Source organism: Janthinobacterium agaricidamnosum (genome assembly GCF_003667705.1).
Classification (GTDB): Bacteria; Pseudomonadota; Gammaproteobacteria; order Burkholderiales; family Burkholderiaceae_D; genus Janthinobacterium.
Window position 1 is genome coordinate 5223285 of record NZ_CP033019.1, and the last position, 20406, is coordinate 5243690.

Sequence of the window (20406 nt, forward strand, 5' to 3'; positions counted from 1 at the left end):
GCCATGCCATATTGTCACACACTGTTATTTCTACTTGCCGCACTGGCGGCTATCGATGCCTCGGCGTGGTCGCGCATCGCTGATGCCCACATTCACTCTGTCAACGGCATGCCGTGCTTTTCCATTACAAAAAAAGAAGAGGCACGCAATGGCACACCAATGCTCGGGGCATTGATCGTTTCCGATCTGTCCGTTCAACCCGTCAAGAAGGTATGGTCTTTCTCTGCACCTCCAGATTGGCCTATTCCAATCCATGCAGATTCGTGCATTCGTTATGGAGATTTGCCCCCTACTGCTACAGGAATTAAACCAAAAATTCTTATTCCAGGACATTTCTATAGCGTATTTCTGAATGGCCGCCCTAAAGATCCGTCCGATCCAACCTATGGTTACCAAGGAAAATTCTGCGTGAGAACTACGGCTGCTGGCGGCCAGCAAATCATTCCCGTCAACAGCGACATGCAGGCCTGGATCGATGAAGTCTGCCCAACGCCCCGCTAGCATCAATCCAACGCTGTTCATACTGCTCGCGCTCTCAAGTATGAACGGCTACGCGCGCTCACGCATGGCCGATGCCGAAGTTACCTCGGTCAATGGCGTGCCCTGCTTTAGCATTTCCAAACAGGAAGAGAGGCGCAACGGCCAGCCCTTCCTCGGCGCCTTGAGCGTGTCCGACGTGACGGTCAAGCCAACGACGGAAATATGGGGGTTTCTCATGACGGACGATAAGAAAATTCCGCTGTCTTCAACAAATTGCATTCCCTACGGGAATATTCCGGCTCATGCCGACGCTGCGCCCGCGCCTGAATTGAAGACCGGCAGAGTGTACGAGGTATTTCTGAATGGCAGGCCAGCCGATCCTGCCGATCCTACCTATGGATATGTGGCAAAGTTCTGTCTCATACAGCAGGTCTCTGCCAAGCCACGCCTCGTCGTCATCAAAAGCGATACACAGGCCTGGATGGATGATACGTTCCCAGCCAGAAATTCTTCCCGATAACGCAAGGCATGCCATGAATCACCGCCACCTTATTCTTTGTCTGCTGGCGACCTTGACGAGCATCAATGCCTCGGCGTGGTCGCGCATGGGCACTGCCGCCGTCATGACGGAGGCTGGCCTTCCCTGCTTCAAAATTGCCAGCGAAGAGGAACGCTCAAGGGGGCCAGTCAGCCTGAAGATGCTGACGATCAGCACGCCTGGGCCGAATGGCTGGAAAGATGTATGGACGGTCATGTTTCCGAATGCCTCGTTTGGCGATCCCAGCTATCGTCTGCCAAACAAGGGATGCGTGCGCTATGGCAAGGCTCCCGAGGGGGCCGAGAGCAGCGCTGCCGCGCCGCTGGTGGCGGGAAAAGTGTATGGCGTATCCTTCCTGGGAAGGCCGCCATCCGCGTCCGATCCCACTTCGCGCTACTCGGCAGATTTCTGCCTGCTCGCGGCACCCGCCGGGGGATTCCAGGTGATTCAGCTGACAAATGGCAAGAATACCTGCGCTCCCGAGGAAAAACCAAGATAGCGCGTGCCATTGCATCCGTCACGCACAGACCACGCCTCGCGTTCAAGACTTGGGCGGAACCACCTCAATCGATTCCTCCCCCCGCTTCGCCGGCGCCCTGAACCATTCACCGGGCGGCACCACGTGCGACTCTTTCGGGTCGTCGATGTAGTGCGGCGAGGTGATCTGCACGTCGAATTCGTTGAAGACGTCGATGATGTTCTGGTGCAAGCGGTTCAGCACTTCGGCGCGTTGGCGGGGGACTTCGGCACTGGCGTAGGCGACGAGGCGGTATTGCACATAGTAATCCTGCAAGGCCAGCTGCATCACGTACGGTTTCGGCGTGGTCGACAGTTCCGTCGTGCGCGACGCTGCCAGTTCCAGCATGGCGTGCACTTGCCGCCACGGCGTGGCGTAGCCGATGGTGACGGTGGAGTCGAGCACGAAGCCGCCGCCGGGCTGGGCGCGCGAATAATTCTTGGTCGTTTGCGACATCACCCAGGCGTTCGGCAAGGCCACCTCCTCGCCCAGGCCCGTGCGCAGGCGCGTCTCGAACATGCCCAACTCGACCACCGTGCCCTCGCAGTCACCCACGCGCACATATTCGCCCTTGCGCAGGGCGCGCGTGTACATCAGGATCAGGCCGCTGGCGCCCTGGCCCACGATGCTCGACGCGCCGATCGACACCATCAAGCCCACCAGCACGGACAGCCCCTGGAAAGCGGCCGTGTGCGAACCGGGCAAATACGGATACGCCATGGCCAGCGCGAACAGCCAGATCACCACGCTGGCGATGCGGCGCGTGGGCAGGGCCGTGTCCTTGTCGAGCCAGCCGATCTGCAATTCGCCGCTTTCCACGCGCTTGAACAGCGAAGCGGCCGTGGCGGCGATCAGGCGCGCGATGGCGAAGATCACGCAGACCAGCACCAGCCCCGGCAAGGCGCCGATAATGGCGTGGAAGACGTCGGCCGCCACGTCGAACAGGTAGCCGCTCAGACTTTCGCCCCAGGAGCGCGTGTAAGGCAGGCGGCCCAGCACGAAGGCGGCCCACAGATACGTGGCCATCAGACGCAAGCCCCACAGCACGGCGCTGAGCAACTGATACGCGAAGGCGATGTAGTGTTCGGCGTCGAGCACGCGCACATTTTTCAGGCGCACGTCGCGCAGGCGCGAAGCGAGCAGGATGCCGCTGCGGCGCTTGGCCCAGCGGTACAGACGCGTCAAGCCCATCCACACCAGCCAGAACACGAGCGTGGCGGCCGCGCACACGGCGGCGGCGATCGCCAGGTAGCGCCAGCTGCCCTGTTCGCGATAGTCAAACACGGCCTTGCTCAGCTCCTCGGCCGCCGTTTTCGCCACGCTTTCCGTCGTGTCGCCGGCCAGCAAGTTGACGTCGCCAGGCACGACGACGAACAGCTGCACGCCGTCGAGCAGCACTTGCGTGCCTTCTGGAATCATGCGCGTGCTCGCCTGCAAGGGACCGTTTTTCGCCAGCACGCTTTCCAGGCGGCGCTGCGCGCCGATGGCCCGTTCATCGGGCGGATAGCCGGCCAGCGCGGCGCGGAAGACGAATACCTTGCGGTTGGCAAACATCAATGGCGCCGTCTTGACGGCGGCGGCCTGTGACGGCGCGATGGCGGTCGCGGCTTCCGCAACGAGCGAGGATGCGCCCTCGTCCGCGTGGGCTGCGGGCAGCAGGAAGATGGTCAACAGGCACAACAGGCGGAGCAACGCGGACATGGCAACAGTGAAAAGTGACAGGGAGTAGCCATCATGCCATGTAATTGCGGAAACTCAAGCGCCGCACCTAGCGTTCAGCTCGCATCATGAAAAATGATGCCCAGGGTGTGGCGCATGCCCGAGCGCAGGCGCGACACGCCATGGCGCATGTTGACGCGGTAACTGCCGCGCGCGCCGTTGACGGGGCGTCGCGCCACGGGAAAGATGACGGCGTCGCCCTGCGCCAGCGGCACCACTTCGGCACGCGACTGCATGCGCGGGCGCTGCTCCGTCAGCACGAATTCGCCGCCCGTGAAATCGTCCTGCGGGCGCGACAGCAGCACGGCCAGCTGCAGCGGAAACACGTGCTCGCCATACAGGTCCTGGTGCAGGCAGTTGTAATCGCCTTCGCGGTAGCGCAGCAGCAAGGGCGTGGGCCGCGTCTGCCCCGCCGCATGGCAGCGCGCGAGAAAATCGGCGTGGCTGGAGGGAAAGCGCGTCTCCAGGCCCATGCTGGCCTGCCAGCGGTTGGCAATCGCCGCCAGCGGCCCGTACAACTGTTCGCGCAAGGCGGCCACCACGTCGGGCAGCGGATGCGCCCAATACTGGTACTCGCCCTGTCCAAAGCCATGGCGCTGCATCACCACACGGCTGCGAAAGCGCGACGCATCGTCATACTGCGCCGCCAGCGCCGCGCACTGTGCGGGATTGAGCAAGCCCGGCACGACGGCATAGCCATGCGCATTCAGCTCATCCTCGATCTGCCGCCAATCGAGCGCCCTCACCGTTCGCCCTCGCGTTCCAGCAGCGCCTGCTTGCGTTCCACGCCCCAGCGGTAGCCGGACAAGGCGCCATCGTTGCGCACCACCCTGTGGCAGGGGATGGCGACGGCCAGGGCATTGGCGGCGCAGGCGCCCGCCACGGCGCGCGCACCTTTCGGCGCGCCGATGCGGCTGGCCAGCTCGGCATAGCTGACCGTGCTGCCGGCGGGAATTTCGCGCAAGGCTTGCCACACGCGCTGCTGGAACACGGTGCCGCGCACGTCGAGCGGCAAGTCCAGGCCGATCGCCGGCGCCTCGACCAGGCCCACCACCTGCGCCACCGTCTGTTCATAGTCAGGCTCGGCGCCGCGCAGCTCGGCTTGCGGAAAGCGGTCCTGCAAGTCGCGCAGCAGCATTTCCGGGTCGTCGTCGATCAGAATCGCGCAGATGCCCTTGTCCGTGCTGGCCACGAGGATGGCGCCCAGCGAGCAGGCGCCGATGGCAAAGCGGATCACGGCCCCGCTGCCGCCGGCGCGGAATGCGCCCGGCGTCATGCCCAGCAAGCCCGGCGTGGCGGCATACAGGCGGCCGCTGGAATTGAAGCCGGCCGCATATAACGTTTCCGTGACGTTCGCCGCCCCCTGCAAGCCGGCCTTGAGGCGCTCGCCGCGCCGCGCCGCCGCGTAGGCTTTCGGCGTGATGCCCGTGTGCGCCTTGAAGACGCGGTGGAAGTGAAAGCGGCTCATGCCGGCCGCCTGCGCCAGCGCGTCCAGGTCGGGCAGCTCGTCGCTGGCATCGATCAAACGGCAGATGTCGGCCACGATGGCCGCCTGGCGCTGGGCCAGGGGCGGCAAGTTCGGCTTGCAGCGCAGGCAGGGGCGAAAGCCGGCCGCCTCCGCCTGCTCGCACGTGGCGTGAAAAGCCACGTTGCGGCGCAGGGCGGGACGCGCCGCGCAGGAAGGGCGGCAATACACGCCCGTCGTGCGCACCGAGTAATAAAAGACGCCGTCGGCATCGGGCGCGCGCCGCTGCAGGGCGTCCCAGCGTTCATCGTCAGTCAGGTAAGCGTGTTCCATGGCGAACTCCGTGCAAATCAATAATAAGTCACCAGCATAGCCAGCACCCGCGCGCGCCACACTCCGGCGCTTGCTTTTGAATTCAAAAAAAGGCTGGCGGCAGGCATCGTGCTCGGTGCTAAAATCGGCCATCGCGCCTCCAGCCGGCGGCGCGCCCTGCCCGCGCCTCGGAGAAACCGCATTGGACGATCATACTACCCAGGAAAATACGCCCATTTTCCAGCGCATCAAGGATTTTCTGCTGGCCGGCATCGCCGCCGGACGCTGGAAGGAAGGCGACGTGATTCCCTCCGAGCAAGCCCTCGTGAAACAATTCGGCGTCTCGCGCATGACGGTCAACCGCGCCGTGCGCGAACTGACCAGCGAACAGGTGCTGACGCGGCGCCAGGGTTCCGGCACCTATGTGGCGCAGCAAAAATACCAGGCGACCTTGTTGGAAATCAAGAGTATCGCCGATGAAGTGCGGGCGCGCGGACATATCCACCGCAGCAGCCTGCAATTGCTGGAACGTACGAAAGCCTCGGATTTGCTGGCCAAGCAATTCGGCCTGCCGCCGGAACACCCGCTGTTCCACTCGCTGATCGTGCATTTTGAAAACGGCGTGCCGATCCAGGTGGAAGACCGCTGGGTCAACCCCGAGTGCGCACCAGACTACATGACGCAGGATTTTTCCAGCATCACGCCGAACGAATACCTGATGGCCGCCGCGCCCCTGCAAGGCGCCACCTACAGCATCGAAGCGCTGTCGGCACCGCGCGACATCGCGGAAATGCTGGCCATCGACACGAAACAGGCGTGCCTGGTCCTGCGCCGCCAGACGCGCTCGGGCGGCAAGATCGCCTCGATCGCCACCATGTGGCATCCCGGGCACCGATATCAGTTTGCCGGCAGTTTCACCTGAGAACACCTGAAAAAACCTACTGCGCGTCGCGCTTTGCGGCCTGTGATGCTCACCGTGCTCAAGCACGGTTGCGCTTCTCGGCCACAAATCGCTGCCGCTCGCTACGGTTTTATCAGGTGTTCTACAGATCGCTGATTCCGTAGCACGATTTCGCGCCGACTTTCTCTCAGATTCTCACCAAATCGCGAAAAAAACAGCCATTCCGGGGCAAAAAAAATCCCGTTTTGGCTGTTTCAGAACTTAAATACCCCGAGCAAATATTCGATGCTATAGTTGCCGCCAGAAAGCGCCGCAGGCGTTTATTTGAGCGCGCATCATGCACTGTCAGCCCAGTTCCATCATGCCCCAGAAAGGGATGCATTTGTCGTATTGCAGCCACACGAGTTTCAGCGCATCACGCCGACGGCGCCCTGCGCTGCGTCGTCTCGCTCATACGATGCTGGCGGCAGGCATGACGCTTTCCTTGCCGGTGCAGGCGGCGGTACACGGCATGGCGCCAACACTGCTATGGCCTTACGCTGCCGCCAGCGCCACCGCCCTGGCGGGAGTGGCTTGCTGGCAAGCCTGGCGGCTGCGGCAACAGTTGCGCCGCCTGCTGCTGCCCGCGCATGCCCTGGCCGAACAGGACGCCGGGCAAGCCTTGCGCGGCGCGGCCATGGCTGGCTGGACCTGGCGGCGACAGGCCGACCGGCTGCAGTTCGCGCCCCAGTACCAGGACGTGCTGGGCGACAAAAGCGCCAGGCTCGACCATGCACTGGACGAGTGGCTGGCCGAAGTGCACCGCGACGACCGCGCGCGCCTGAGCCTGGCCTTTCGCCAGCATCTGGATGGCCAGGCGCCCGGCACCTTCAATTGCGAATTCCGCTTGCGCCACAGCGACGGCCACTGGCGCTGGCTGCTGGCGCGCGGCGCCGTGCTGACACGCGCCTCGGATGGCGCCGCCACGCAGGCCAGCGGCATCGTCTGCGATATCAGCGAACGCAAACAGGATGAGCAATCGCGCATGCGCTCGATGCTGGAAGCGGCACCCGAAGCCATGCTGGTGGCCGACGTCGAAGGCAAGGTGCACTACGCCAACCAGATCGGCGCGCGCTGCTTCGGCTATCCGCTGGCCGAATTGACGGGCATGTCGTTGGAGCAATTGGTACCGGAAAGCACGGCCAGCAACTCCGTGGGCGACCCGCAAGCGCGGCACAGCCTGCCGGGCCGGGTGATGATGGCGCGCCGCCGCGACGGCACGCACTTCCCGGCCAAGGTCAGCCTGTCGCCGCTGCGCATGGCCGGGCAAGTATTTTCCATCGTCTCGCTGCGCGACATGACGCAGCGGCAACGCGCCGAGGAAGCGCTGCACGCCAGTTCCGAACGCTACCGCCTGATCGTGCAGACGGCCGCCGAAGGCATCTGGATGACGGATGCGGACGGCAAGACCACCTTCGTCAACCCGAAGATGGCGCACATGCTCGGCTACACGGTGCAGGAAATGCTGGGCCGTCCCCTGCTCGACTTCATGGACCGCGACAGCCAGCTGCTGATGCAGCGCCGCCTGGCCAGCCACGGCAGTGCCGCCAGCCAGCCGGACCAAGTCGATTTCCGCTTCTTCCGCAAGGATCAGTCGAGCCTGTGGGGCTTGCTGTCGAGCACCAGCATCCAGTCGGACAACGGCGAGCCGGGCGGCACCCTGGCGATGATCACCGACATCACGGAGCGGCGCCAGGCGTCGATCGCCCTGTCGAACTCGAGCCAGCGCATGGCGTCCGTGTTCGGCGCCGTGACGAACGGGCTGGTGGTGCAGGACAGCCACGGCCACATACTGGAAAGCAATGCCGCTGCCGAGCGCATGCTGGCGGCCAGTCCAGCCGGCAACAGCCTGTGGCAAGCGATCCACGAAGACGGTTCTCCCTTCGACCAGCGCAGCCATCCCGTGCACATCACCCTGTCGACGGGTGTCGCCATGCGCGACGTGCTGATGGGCGTGCAACAGCCCGACGGCAGCCTGTCGTGGCTGTCCGTAAATACCGAGGCCATCCGCGATGAATACGGCAAGGTGGGCATGGTGGTGGCCAGCCTGACGGACATCACGTATCACAAGCGCAGCGAGAGCGCCTTGCGCGAACTCAATGAACATCTGGAAGAGCGCGTGGCGCAGCGCACGGAGCAGCTGGACCAGGCCAAGCAGGTGGCCGAAGAAGCGAGCCTGGCGAAGGGGCAATTCCTGGCCAACATGAGCCATGAAATCCGCACGCCGATGAATGGCGTGATCGGTATGGCCTATCTGGCCCTGAAAACGGACCTGGAACCGCGCCAGCGCGATTACCTGGAAAAAATCCGTTTTGCCGGCGAACATCTGCTGGGCATCATCGACGACATTCTCGACATTTCGAAAATCGAGGCGGGCAAGCTGGAAATCGAGCGCGTCAACTTCAGTTTCGACCACGTCGTGCAAACGCTGATGACGGTAGTGGCGCCGCGCGCCGCCGGCAAGAACCTGGAGTTGCTGTTTGAAATCGACCCGCAATTGCCGGCCGTGCTCGTGGGCGACCCGCTGCGCCTGGGACAAGTGCTGATCAACTACGCCAATAACGCCATCAAGTTCAGCGAACAGGGCAGCATCACCGTGAAGGTGCGCAAGGTGGTGGCGGACGCCAGGCACTGCCTGGTGCGCTTCGAAGTATGCGACCACGGCATCGGCCTGTCGCAGGATGAAATGAGCAAGCTGTTCCAGTCCTTCCAGCAGGCCGACACGTCCACCACGCGCGAATATGGCGGCACGGGCCTGGGCCTGGCCATCTGCAAGCAGCTGGCGCAGCTGATGGGCGGCGACGTGGGCGTCGACAGCCGTCCCGGCGCCGGCAGCACCTTCTGGTTCACGGCCAACCTGGGCATTTCCGACCAGGCGGCGCCCGCCATGCTCGACAGCATGGTGCAGACGGCGGCGGCCATGCGCGCCAGCGCCGACGCGGCCCTGGTGATGCGCACGCTCAAGCATGCGCGCATCCTGCTGGTGGAAGACAACACGTTTAATCAGCAGGTGGCACTGGAATTGCTGGAAGAAGCGGGCGCCTCCGTCTGTCTGGCCAACAATGGCGAGGAAGCGCTCGACCTGCTGCGCCAGACCCAGTTCGACTGCGTGCTGATGGACGTGCAGATGCCGCTGATGGATGGCTTGCAGGCGACGCGCCACATCCGCGCCGACCCGCAGCTGGCACACCTGCGCGTGCTGGCCATGACGGCCACGGCCACCAGCGAAGACCGCGTGCGCTGCCTGGACGCGGGCATGGACGATTTCATTTCCAAGCCCATCCAGCCGGCCATGATGTACCAGACCATCGCCAGCTGGCTGCCGGCGCGCGACACGCCGCCGCCACCGGCACGCAGCCGCGCCGCACCCGCCTTCAAGACGACGCTGGCGGGCGACCCGCAGGTGATCGACCTGTCGATCCTGGCCAAGCTGCTCGGTTATAACCCGGAAAAGGTGCGCAAATTCGCCTTCAAGTTCCTGCAGACGACGCAGGACGGCTTTGGCGACATCGATGCGGCCCTGGCGCGCGGCGACGTGCACCAGGTGCGGGAACTGGGACACCGCATCAAGTCGTCGGCGCGCACCGTGGGCGCCCTGGGACTGGCCGAACTGTGCCACAACCTGGAAACCCTGGCGCCGGGCGAAGCGGCCGACGAGGCAGAACGGGCCCGGCACATCGTCGCGCGCCTGTGGCCCCTGCTGGAACAGATTACCGAACAAATCATGAATAACACCAGCTTTGCCAATGACGATTAGCTACCGCCAAATTCCGTTAAGGCAAGGTATCGGCATCGACAGCGATGCAGCATATCAATAGGAAGACAGGACGATGACTACTGTATCAAACCAAGCAAGCCGTGAACACAGCGAAGCAGGCCTGGCGCCATTGCGCGTATTGCTGCTGGACGACGACGTTTTCATGCTCGACGTGCTCAGCGACATGCTCGAGCAGATGGGCCCGTTCGACATCCGCTGCGAGTCGCACAGCGAACAGGCGCTGGCCACTCTGAAGCAGCACCAGCCCGACCTGCTGATCTGCGACCTGTCCATGCCCGACATCGACGGCATCGAATTTTTGCGCATGGCGGCTGAAAACGGTTTTCGCGGCGGCGTAGTCCTGCTGTCGGGACTGCATTCGGCCGTGCGCCTGGCGGCCGAACGCCTGGCCATGGCCAACGGCCTGCATATATTAGGCACCTTCCGCAAGCCGATGGAAAGCGCGGAATTGCAGCTCATGGTGAACTTGCAACTGCAGCACACGGCGCGTCAGGCCGGCGCGCAAGCCTGAGCGCGCAGCCAGGCCGGGAGGCGGGACACGGCGCCGCAAGCCAGCAGGCATGCGGCTTTGCCGCCCTGGCGGCACGCGCTGGAGCGATATGCTGGCGATATGCCTCAAGTTTTTCTGCAATAATCGCCACGCTTTGAAAAAATGGGTTATTATTTCAGCCATCCCCGCCTGCATACCTCTGGTCGCACCTTCCAAGAACATTGAATTTGTGCCCATTGCCCCCATCTTCTCACTGCATTCCAGGAAGCATGGATGGCGAACCAGCGTATGGTGAATTCCAGGCATTATTGATCCCACCCTCATTTGAGGAAAATATGAGCGAAAATATCAAACACATTAGCGATGCATCTTTTGAAGCAGACGTCCTGAAATCCGAGTTGCCAGTACTGGTCGACTTCTGGGCAGAATGGTGCGGTCCCTGCAAGGCCATCGCCCCGATCCTGGAAGAAGTGGCCAAGGAATACGCCGGCCGCATCGTGATCGCCAAGATGGACGTGGACGCCAACCAGGCGGTACCTGCCAAGTTCGGCATCCGCGGCATCCCGACCCTGATCCTGTTCAAGGATGGTGCTGCAGCTGCTCAAAAAGTGGGCGCCATGGCCAAGGGCCAGTTGACCGCTTTCGTCGACAGCAACATTTAATGTATGATGGGCAGCGCTGCGCCCGCAGCGCCGCCTGACTGGATAGACCGGGAAGCGGCTTTGCCTCATTCGTGCACAGCCTTCCCCAATAATTAATCAACGCCACGCAGTCCCCTCCCCTACCTTTACATCCCGTCTCGGGACACTCAACACATATGCATTTATCCGAACTAAAGGCCCTACACGTATCCGCCCTGCTTGAGATGGCGATCGGTCTTGACATTGACAACGCAGCCCGCTTGCGCAAACAGGAGCTGATGTTCGCTATCCTGAAAAAACGCGCCAAGTCCGGCGAACAGATTTTTGGCGACGGCGCCCTGGAAGTGCTGCCTGACGGCTTCGGCTTCCTGCGCTCGCCTGACGCCAGCTACATGGCGTCCACCGACGATATTTACATCTCCCCTTCGCAAATCCGCCGCTTCAATCTGCACACCGGCGATTCGATCGAAGGCGAGGTACGGACCCCGAAAGATGGCGAACGCTATTTCGCACTGGTCAAAGTCGACAAGGTCAACGGCGAATCGCCGGAGATGTCGAAACACCGCATCCTGTTTGAAAACCTGACGCCGCTGCACCCGAACGAGCCGCTGCGCCTGGAACGTGAAATGAATGGCCAGGAAAACATCACCGGCCGCATCATCGACCTGATCGCCCCGATCGGCAAAGGCCAGCGCGGCTTGCTGGTGGCGTCGCCGAAATCCGGCAAATCCGTGATCCTGCAGCACATCGCCCATGCGATCACGGCCAACCACCCGGACATCACGCTGATCGTGCTGCTGATCGACGAACGTCCGGAAGAAGTGACCGAAATGCAACGCTCGGTACGCGGCGAAGTCGTCGCCTCGACCTTCGACGAGCCGGCCACGCGCCACGTGCAAGTGGCCGAGATGGTGCTGGAAAAAGCCAAGCGCCTGGTCGAAATGAAAAAAGACGTGGTCATCCTGCTCGACTCGATCACCCGCCTGGCGCGCGCCTACAACACCGTCATCCCTGCCTCGGGCAAGGTCCTGACCGGTGGTGTCGACGCGAACGCGCTGCAACGCCCAAAACGCTTCTTCGGCGCCGCGCGCAATATCGAAGAAGGCGGCTCGCTGACCATCATCGCCACGGCGCTGATCGAAACGGGTTCGCGCATGGATGACGTGATCTTTGAAGAATTCAAGGGTACCGGCAACATGGAAGTGCATCTGGAACGCCGTTTGGCCGAAAAACGCGTCTACCCGGCAATCAACCTGAACAAATCGGGTACCCGCCGCGAAGAACTGCTGATCAAGCCGAACGAGCTGCAAAAAATCTGGATCCTGCGTAAGTTGCTGTACTCGATGGACGAGATCGAGGCGATGGAGTTCATTCTCGACAAGATGAAGGCGACCAAAAACAACGCCGAATTCTTCGACATGATGCGCCGGGGCGGCTAAATTCCCCTGCCGTGTATCGTAGGTCGGATTAGGCCCGCAGGGCTGCAATCCGACAACATTGTTGGCGAAGACGGTGCTGGTGTCGGATTACGCGCTAGCGCGCTAATCCGACCTACGCTGCGCCCGGCGTAAGCACACGCGATCATGCAAAGCCGCTCATTGAGCGGCTTTTTTATTGCCTGCGCCCCGAAAGCGCTATATAATCGACGGTTGCATTATTTTAAACCTGGCAAGTGATCGGCAATCGGGTCAAGAAGCAGGACGACCGACGAAGTGCTGTTTGGCTACCAAACTAGAGAGAAGACCATGAAAGTCGATACCCATCCAGAATACCGCGAAGTTGTTTTCCACGATCTGTCGTGCGATTTCAAATTCGTTACCCGCTCGACCATCCAAACCCGCGAAAAAATCACCCACGACGGTAAAGAATACCCGCTGGTGAAGATCGAGGTTTCGGCTGAATCGCACCCATTCTTCACGGGCAAGCACAAAATCGTCGATACCGCCGGTCGCGTCGAGAAGTTCCGTCAGAAGTTCGGTTCGGTTGGTTCGAAAACCGCAGTCGCAGCAGGCTGATTTTTGCCGCTTTGCGGCAAAACAGGGCAGCTCCGGCTGCCAGAGAAAAGGCAGCCACGGCTGCCTTTTTTGTCTTTGGCCGCTTTACTTTATACTCGCGCATACCCGACGCCATTCGTCGCGTCTTGCCACTATTCTGATACCGATTATCGATGAAGCCAGTCCGCCTTCCCGCCGCTGCCACACTCGCGCTGCCACGATGGGCCTTGTTTGCGCTCGGCCTGCTGTACATCCTGCCTGGCCTGATCGGCCGCGAACCGTGGAAGAACGATGATGCCGCCAGTTTCGGCATCATGTGGACCATGGCGCATGGCGGCCTGAACGACTGGCTGTGGCCCAACATCGCCGGCCTGTCGCTGCTCGATGAAGGGCCGCTGGCCTTCTGGCTGGGCGCCATCTTCATCAAGCTGTTCGGCTGGATCGACGGCGACGTCTTTGGCGCGCGCATGTCGACCATCGGCATCTTCGTCGTCAGCACCCTGTCCGTCTGGTACACCGCCTTCAACCTGGGCCGGCGCAACGACGCCCAGCCGCTGCGCCTGGCCTTCGGCGGCCAACCCGAGCCGGACGATTTCGGCCGCACCCTGGCCGATGCCGCCGTGCTCATCTACCTGGGCTGCCTGGGCCTGCTGCAGCACAGCCACGACATCACGGCCGAAGCGCTGTACGTGTCCCTGATGGCCTATTTGCTGTACCGCGCCGTGCGCTACGTGGAAGGCCCGTCCGTGCGCAATGCGGCCCTGCTGGGCCTGGCGCTGGGCGGCCTGACCCTCGCGCGCGGCTGGATCACGCCGGCGGCGCTGAGCATCGCCTTGCTGCTGTGCACCGTCTTCCTGCGCCTGCCGCTGCTGCGCAGCGTGCGCCACCTGGCGCTGGCCATCCTGATCGGCATCGCGCTGACCCTGGTCTGGCTGCTGCCGGGCGAACTGCTGCAGCCATACGGCCATTCGCCGCTACAAGCGTGGATGGAATGGAATTGCCGCCAGTTCAGCGCCCCCAGCCTGAAGAGCCTGCAATACTTCTGGCGTGTCGGCATCTGGTTCTTCTGGCCCGCCTGGCCGTTCGCCGCCTGGGCCGTGTATGCCTGGCGCCGCCAGCACCACGTGCTGCACATCGTCGTGCCGCTGACCTTTGTCGCCATGCTGGCCATCCTGGGCCTGTGCCATCCCGATCCCGACCCGAGCCAGCTGCTGCCGCTGCTGCCGCCGCTGGCCGTAATGGCCGCGTTCGGCTTGCTGACCATGAAACGGGGCGCCATCAACGCCATCGACTGGTTCTCCGTGATGGTGCTGACCATCTGCGCCCTCGCGCTGTGGCTGTTCTGGTTCGCCATCCTGACGGGCTGGCCGCCGAAACTGTCGCATAACGCCCTGAAACTCATGCCAGGCTTCAAGCCCGAGCTGGACTTGCTGGCCTTCTTCGTCGCCGCCTGCGCCAGCGCGGGCTGGGTGGCGCTGGTGCACTGGCGCATCTCGCGCCAGCCAGCCGTGCTGTGGCGCGCCGTGGTGCTGTCGTCCGGCGGCCTGATCCTGATCTGGGTGCTGATCATGACCCTGTTCCTGCCGCCGCTGAACTACAGCAAGAGCTACGCCAGCGTCGCGCACCAAATTTCCGTCCACCTGCCGCCGGGCACTACTTGCATCAACAGCAATGTCGGCGCCGCCCAGCGCGCCTCGTTCGCCTACTACGGCCACCTGCCATTTGCCAATGTGGGCCAACAGCATTGCGACGTGTTCTTGTTGCAAGACAGCATTAAAGTTCCGGATAACAAGGAAAAGCTGCCGGAACACCACGGTGCGGACTGGATCAAGCTGTGGGAAGGACGCCGCCCCACGGATGACGTGGAACGCTTCCGCCTGTACCAGCGCGTCAGATAAACAGCAAAAAACCGGGCCAGCCCCGGTTTTTTTATGTCCGCCAGACAATTGCTGACTATAGGAAAAGTGTTGCCTTAAAATATAGTTAATTACCTAAATTGAACTAACATTGTTTTTTATATTATAATAGCCGGCTGCGCGATGGCGGTGTGTTGCTTTCCCGCCCGAATCGTCCCCTAATTGACTATGAGATTGTCCATGAAATTATTTGCTACCCGTACCTTGCCGCTCATCAGCGCCGCCCTGTTCGCCTTCTCCTTCAGCGCTTCGGCACAAGCCACCGTGGTCGACCTCGGCGTCGCCAATGGCTACTCGGCCTTTATCTTTGGCAACATCGGCAACAGCGGCGCCAGCGGTTTTACCAGCGTCGGCGGCAGCATTGCCGCTGGCGGCAATATCTATCTGGACAACTACAATGTCGGCACGAATAAAAAGCCAGGCAGCGCCGTCAATTCGGTCGTTGCTGGCGGCAACCTGAACACGGGCTGGGGCACGCTCAGCGGTTCGGCCGTGTACGGCGTCAGCAACCCCAACGCCACCCTGACGGCGCCACAGTGGTTTCCAAAAGACAACATCAGCAAAGGCAATGCCTCCACCCTGGACTTCGCGGGCGCCAAGCAGCAACTGACGACCCTGTCGGGCGACGTGGCCAAGCTGCAATCGAACGGCACCGTGATCTCGCAGTACGGCAACATGACCTTGGTCGGCAATGTCAACGCCGACGTGAATATTTTCAACATCGATGCGTCGAACCTGCATAACCTGACGCTGGACCTGTCCTCGCTGAAAAGCACGGCCAGCATCATCATCAACGGCACGGCCACCGACATCACCATGAGCGGCGGCTTTGACAATTTCGCCAGTTTCGCCAACCGCACGCTGTTCAACTTCGCCAACGCCACCACCACCAACCTGCAGAACGTCGGCATCAACGGCAGCATCCTGGCGCCGCACAGCGCGTTCTCGGGTTCGGGCGACATGAACGGCACCCTGATCGCCAATTCGGTCAGCTCGATCAATTATGGCCACGTCGCGATGAACGGTTCCGGCTTCAACACGGTCAACGTGTCGGCCGTACCTGAGCCAGGCACCTACGCCATGCTGCTGGCCGGCCTGGGCTTGCTGGCCTTCATGCGCCGCCGCACGCCAGCGCGCGCACCGCAAGCCGCGATGGCCTAAGCTTTACGCCGCATCAATAAAAAACACCGGGCCGCGCGAGCGTCCCGGTGTTTTTTATTGTGCTGGCGAAAAACTTAATCCGCGCTCAGCCCCAGATCCGTCGCCACCTGCTGGCGCAATACATATTTCTGGATCTTGCCCGTCACCGTCATGGGAAATTCCTCGACGAAGCGCACGTAGCGGGGAATCTTGTAATAGGCGATCTGCCCGTCGCAAAAGGCGCGGATATCCTCGCTGGTGGCCTGCGTGCCCGGGCGCAGGATGATGCAGGCGCACAGTTCTTCACCATACTTGGCGTCCGGCACGCCCACGCATTGCACGTCGAGCACGCTCGGGTGGCGGTACAGGAATTCCTCGACTTCGCGCGGGTAGATGTTTTCGCCGCCGCGTATCACCATGTCCTTCGAGCGGCCGACGATGCTGCAAAAGCCGTTGGCATCGATCACGGCCAGGTCGCCCGTGTGCATCCAGCGCGCCGCGTCGATGGCCTCCGCTGTTTTTTCCGGGTCGCCCCAGTAGCCCTGCATCACGGAATAGCCGCGCGTGAGCAATTCGCCCTTTTCGCCGCGCGGCACGATGCGGCCTTCCGCATCGATGATTTTCACTTCCAGGTGCGGGTGGACGCGGCCGATGGACGAGACGCGCATCTCGCGCGGGTCTTCGATCGACGTCTGGAAGCTGACGGGCGACGTTTCCGTCATGCCATACGCAATCGTGATTTCCGCCATGTGCATCAATTCGATGACCCTCGTCATGACTTCCATCGGGCATGGCGAGCCGGCCATGATGCCGGTGCGCAAGTTCGACAGATCGTATTGTTTAAAGTCAGGATGGTCGAGGATGGCGATGAACATGGTGGGCACGCCATGCAAGCCCGTGCAGCGCTCGGCCTGCACCGTTTCCAGCACGGCTTTCGGATCGAAGCCTTCGCCGGGAAATACCATGGCCGCGCCGTGCGTGACGCAGGCCAGGTTGCCCAGCACCATGCCGAAGCAGTGGTACAGGGGCACGGGGATGCACAAGCGGTCCCGTTCCGTCAGGCGCATGGCTTCGCCGATGAAGAAACCGTTGTTCAGGATATTGTGGTGCGTCAGGGTGGCGCCCTTCGGCGCGCCCGTGGTGCCGGACGTGAACTGAATGTTGACGGCGTCGTCAAACTGCAAGCCAGCACTCACTTCGGCCAGCTGCGCCAGGTCGGCGTCCGTGATGCCGTCCATCACCGCGTCGAAGTTGTGCATGCCCGGCGTGGCGGCCGCGCCCAGGCGGATGACGTGGCGCAATTGCGGCAGGCGCGGCGACTGCAGGGCGCCGGCGCGCGAACGGGCGATTTCCGGCACCACGTCTTGCACGATGGCCAGATAATCGCTGGACTTGAAGCTGGGAGACAGGATCAGCGCGCTGCATTGCACCTTGTCGAGCACGTATTCAAGTTCGGAGCGGCGGTAGGCGGGGTTGATGTTGACCATGATCAAGCCGGCTTTCGCCGTGGCAAACTGCGTCAGCACCCATTCGGCGCAATTCTGCGACCAGATGCCGACCCGGTCGCCCGGCTGCAAGCCCAGTTTCAGCAGGCCGGCAGCCAGCTTGTGCACGCGCTGCTGGAATTCCAGATACGTCCAGCGCACGTTCTGGTGCGCCACGATCAGGGCATCGTGCTGGCCGTAGCGCGCGGCTATGCCGTCCAGGTAGGCGCCTATCGTTTCGCCGATCAACGGCGTCTCGTGGGCGCCGTGTACATAACTCATTGCTTGCATGCTGTCTCCGGGGTGGGTGGCGCGGCGCGCTCTTGTTATCGTCTTCGATGCAGAAAATTATAGCCGCAACCGCCCCCGCCCTGCGTCAGCTTGCTGTAATGTGCAGCCCAGCACACCAGACACTCACGGCACCATGACAGGCAACACCCAGCACACGCCCGAACAGGGCTTCATTCTGACCCGCCACTGGCGCGACACACGCGATGGCACAGAGGTCGATTTCTGGCTGGCAACGGACGCCGGGCCCCGCCACGTGCGCCTGCCCGTGCAGACGGCCGTCGCCTTTATCCCCATGGAGCAGCAGGAGCAAGCGCAACAGCTGCTGCGCGGCGAGCGCCATGCCGAGCTGCGTCCCCTGTCGCTGTGCGATTTTCACCACCGTCCCGTGCTGGGCCTGTACTGCAGGCAATACCGGCATTTGCTGAAGCTGGAAAAGCAGCTGCGCGCGCACGGCATCGACGTGTACGAAGCGGACATCCGCCCGCCCGAGCGCTACCTGATGGAGCGTTTCATCACGGCGCCGGTCAGCGTCAAAGCGGAAACAGGGCAGGACGTGCAGCTGAAACCGGCGCCCGGCTACCGGCCAAGCTTGAAACTGGCCTCGCTCGACATCGAGACGACGGCCCATGGCGAGCTGTATTCGCTGGCCCTGGAAGGCTGCGGCCAGCGCCAGGTCTACATGCTGGGGCCGCAAAACGGCGGCGATGAGCTACTCGACTTCGACCTCGAATACTGCGACAGCCGCGCACAGATCCTCGAGCGCCTGAACACGTGGATGGAGCGGCACGATCCGGACGCCATCATCGGCTGGAACCTGGTGCAGTTCGACTTGCGCGTGTTGCGCGAACACGCCGAGCGCTACCAGGTACCGTTGAAACTGGGACGCGGCGGCGCCGTGATGGAATGGCGCGAGCATGGCGGCAAGCAAGAGCATTACTTTGCCGCCGCCGCGGGACGCCTGATCATCGACGGCATCGAAGCCTTGCGCTCGGCGACGTGGAACTTTTCCTCGTTCAGCCTGGAAAACGTGGCGCAGACCTTGCTGGGTGAAGGCAAGTCCATCGACAATCCCTATCAGCGCATGGCCGAGATCGACCGGCGTTTCCGCGAAGACAAGCCCGCGCTGGCCCGCTACAACCTCAAGGATTGCGAGCTGGTCACGCGCATCTTCGCCAAGACCGAGTTGCTGACCTTCCTGCTGGAACGGGCCAGCGTGACGGGCCTGGCGGCCGACCGCAGCGGCGGCTCCGTGGCCGCCTTCGAGCACCTGTACTTGCCGCTGATGCACCGGCAGGGTTACGTGGCGCCCAACCTGGGCGATATCTCCGGCGAAAACAGCCCCGGCGGCTTCGTCATGGATTCGCAGTCGGGCCTGTACGACTCCGTACTGGTGCTCGACTATAAAAGCCTGTACCCGTCCATCATCCGCACTTTCCTGATCGACCCCGTGGGCCTGGTGGTGGGCACCAGCGGCGACGAGGCCGATACCGTGCCCGGCTACCGGGGCGCGCAGTTTTCACGCGTAAAACATTGCCTGCCCGCCATCGTGAAACAGGTGTGGCAAGGGCGCGAGACGGCCAAGCGCGAGCGCAACGCGCCGCTGTCGCAAGCGTTAAAGATCATCATGAACGCGTTCTACGGCGTGCTGGGCTCGAGCGGCTGCCGCTTCTTCGATCCGCGCCTGGCCTCGTCGATCACCCTGCGCGGCCACGACATCATGCACCGCACGCGCGAGCTGATCACCGAACAGGGTTATCAGGTGATCTATGGCGACACGGATTCCACGTTTGTGTGGCTCAAAACAGCGCATACGGATGAAGAGGCAGGCAAGATCGGCCGCGCCCTGGTGGCGCATGTGAACGCCTGGTGGGACGCCCATCTGCGCGAGGAATTCGGCCTGGAAAATGCGCTGGAACTGGAATTCGAGACGCATTACCGGCGTTTCCTGATGCCCACCATCCGCGGCTCGGAAGAAGGCAGCAAGAAGCGCTACGCGGGCCTCGTGGGCAAGCCCGACGGCAGCGAACAGATGGTCTACAAGGGCCTGGAAACGGTGCGCAGCGACTGGACGCCGCTGGCGCAGCAATTCCAGCAAGCCTTGTACCTGCGCATCTTCCAGCGCGCCGCCTACCAGGACTATGTGCGCGACTACGTGGCACGCACCGTGCGCGGCGAATTCGATGCTTTATTGGTCTACCGCAAGCGATTGCGCCGCCCGCTCGACGATTACCAGCGCAACGTGCCGCCCCATGTGCGCGCGGCGCGCACGGCCGACGCCTACAACCTGGCGCAGGGACGGCCATTGCAATATCAGAACGGCGGCTGGATCAGCTATGTCATCACGATGGCGGGGCCGGAACCGCTGGAAACGCAGCGCTCGCCCATCGACTACCAGCATTACCTGACGCGCCAGCTGCAGCCGGTGGCGGACGCCATCTTGCCCTTCCTGGGCGACGATTTTTCGCGCCTGGTCTCGGGACAACAGGATTTGTTTTAGATCAATTTTACTGACCTGCGCGGCCAAGCTGAGGTAATATCGGCGCCTGCCGGGCCAGTCCGCGGGCGCTGTGCGCCGGGGCAGCGTAAAATACGCCTTGGCGAAAGAATAAGAGCTGCATGAAGAAGAAGATGCCATTCCAGACGAGAATCATTCGCAAGAAGATTTTCCCCGCTGAAATGGCGCATAATTTCACACTATGTT

15 protein-coding genes and 2 pseudogenes are annotated in these 20406 nt (G+C 62.3%); 13 read left to right on the forward strand and 4 right to left on the reverse strand.

Going from position 1 to position 20406, the window contains the following annotated elements; genetic code table 11:
• Nucleotides 1-3 precede the first annotated feature (3 nt).
• Genes D9M09_RS29240 through D9M09_RS23585 form a run of 3 tightly spaced genes read left to right on the forward strand, consistent with a single transcriptional unit; the run spans nt 4 to nt 1517 of the window.
• The gene (locus D9M09_RS29240) at nt 4-501 is read left to right on the forward strand and encodes a hypothetical protein (RefSeq protein WP_139143094.1); all 498 of its coding nucleotides are present in this window, start codon (nt 4-6) and stop codon (nt 499-501) included.
• Nucleotides 476-1000 (forward strand): hypothetical protein, encoded by a 525-nt coding sequence (locus D9M09_RS23580; protein ID WP_121670524.1) that lies wholly within the window; start codon nt 476-478, stop codon nt 998-1000. The genes D9M09_RS29240 and D9M09_RS23580 overlap by 26 nt, the downstream gene beginning before the upstream one ends.
• A 13-nt stretch (nt 1001-1013) precedes the next feature.
• Nucleotides 1014-1517, forward strand: coding sequence for a hypothetical protein (locus D9M09_RS23585; RefSeq protein ID WP_121670525.1), 504 nt, complete (start codon nt 1014-1016; stop codon nt 1515-1517).
• Nucleotides 1518-1559: 42 nt separating this feature from the next.
• Here the strand turns inward: D9M09_RS23585 and D9M09_RS23590 are convergent, their stop codons facing one another.
• The 3 genes from D9M09_RS23590 to ada all read right to left on the reverse strand — a co-directional run bounded on the left by D9M09_RS23590 (nt 1560) and on the right by ada (nt 5052).
• On the reverse strand, nt 1560-3236 hold the full coding sequence (locus D9M09_RS23590) for a mechanosensitive ion channel family protein (protein ID WP_121670526.1): 1677 nt from the start codon (nt 3234-3236) through the stop codon (nt 1560-1562).
• Nucleotides 3237-3310: 74 nt separating this feature from the next.
• Nucleotides 3311-4000 (reverse strand): 2OG-Fe(II) oxygenase, encoded by a 690-nt coding sequence (locus D9M09_RS23595; RefSeq protein WP_121670527.1) that lies wholly within the window; start codon nt 3998-4000, stop codon nt 3311-3313.
• Nucleotides 3997-5052: a bifunctional DNA-binding transcriptional regulator/O6-methylguanine-DNA methyltransferase Ada gene (gene ada, locus D9M09_RS23600; protein WP_070290999.1), complete on the reverse strand. Its 1056-nt coding sequence runs from the start codon at nt 5050-5052 to the stop codon at nt 3997-3999. The genes D9M09_RS23595 and ada overlap by 4 nt, the downstream gene beginning before the upstream one ends.
• A 181-nt stretch (nt 5053-5233) precedes the next feature.
• On the opposite strand from ada, the gene hutC reads away from it, so the two are divergent.
• The 9 genes and pseudogenes from hutC to D9M09_RS30110 form a co-directional block, all read left to right on the forward strand.
• Nucleotides 5234-5953 carry a histidine utilization repressor gene (hutC, locus tag D9M09_RS23605; protein ID WP_070224202.1) on the forward strand — a complete coding sequence of 240 codons (720 nt, stop codon included), beginning with the start codon at nt 5234-5236 and terminating at the stop codon, nt 5951-5953.
• Nucleotides 5954-6404: 451 nt separating this feature from the next.
• Nucleotides 6405-9728, forward strand: coding sequence for a PAS domain-containing hybrid sensor histidine kinase/response regulator (locus D9M09_RS23610; protein ID WP_121671215.1), 3324 nt, complete (start codon nt 6405-6407; stop codon nt 9726-9728).
• Nucleotides 9729-9801: 73 nt separating this feature from the next.
• On the forward strand, nt 9802-10260 hold the full coding sequence (locus D9M09_RS23615) for a response regulator (protein WP_070224201.1): 459 nt from the start codon (nt 9802-9804) through the stop codon (nt 10258-10260).
• Between the two features lie 314 nt (nt 10261-10574).
• The gene (trxA, locus tag D9M09_RS23620; RefSeq protein WP_070224200.1) at nt 10575-10901 is read left to right on the forward strand and encodes a thioredoxin TrxA; all 327 of its coding nucleotides are present in this window, start codon (nt 10575-10577) and stop codon (nt 10899-10901) included.
• A gap of 155 nt (nt 10902-11056) precedes the next feature.
• Nucleotides 11057-12319, forward strand: coding sequence for a transcription termination factor Rho (gene rho / locus D9M09_RS23625; protein ID WP_034746249.1), 1263 nt, complete (start codon nt 11057-11059; stop codon nt 12317-12319).
• Between the two features lie 306 nt (nt 12320-12625).
• The gene (locus D9M09_RS23630) at nt 12626-12895 is read left to right on the forward strand and encodes a type B 50S ribosomal protein L31 (RefSeq protein WP_034746247.1); all 270 of its coding nucleotides are present in this window, start codon (nt 12626-12628) and stop codon (nt 12893-12895) included.
• A 152-nt stretch (nt 12896-13047) separates the two neighbouring features.
• A complete protein-coding gene (locus tag D9M09_RS23635; protein ID WP_070311644.1) occupies nt 13048-14772 on the forward strand; it encodes an ArnT family glycosyltransferase in 1725 nt (574 codons plus the stop codon).
• 198 nt (nt 14773-14970) lie between these two features.
• A pseudogene (locus tag D9M09_RS23640) lies at nt 14971-15780 on the forward strand (choice-of-anchor A family protein); the annotation flags it as partial.
• A 51-nt stretch (nt 15781-15831) separates the two neighbouring features.
• Nucleotides 15832-15951 (forward strand): annotated as a pseudogene (locus tag D9M09_RS30110) (PEP-CTERM sorting domain-containing protein); the annotation flags it as partial.
• 74 nt (nt 15952-16025) lie between these two features.
• Here the strand turns inward: D9M09_RS30110 and D9M09_RS23645 are convergent.
• Entirely contained in the window at nt 16026-17705 is a 1680-nt protein-coding gene (locus D9M09_RS23645; RefSeq protein WP_121670529.1) for an AMP-binding protein, read from the reverse strand.
• Between the two features lie 133 nt (nt 17706-17838).
• Here D9M09_RS23645 and D9M09_RS23650 point away from each other — a divergent pair, with 133 nt between their 5' ends.
• A complete protein-coding gene (locus D9M09_RS23650) occupies nt 17839-20202 on the forward strand; it encodes a DNA polymerase II (protein ID WP_121670530.1) in 2364 nt (787 codons plus the stop codon).
• Nucleotides 20203-20406 lie beyond the last annotated feature (204 nt).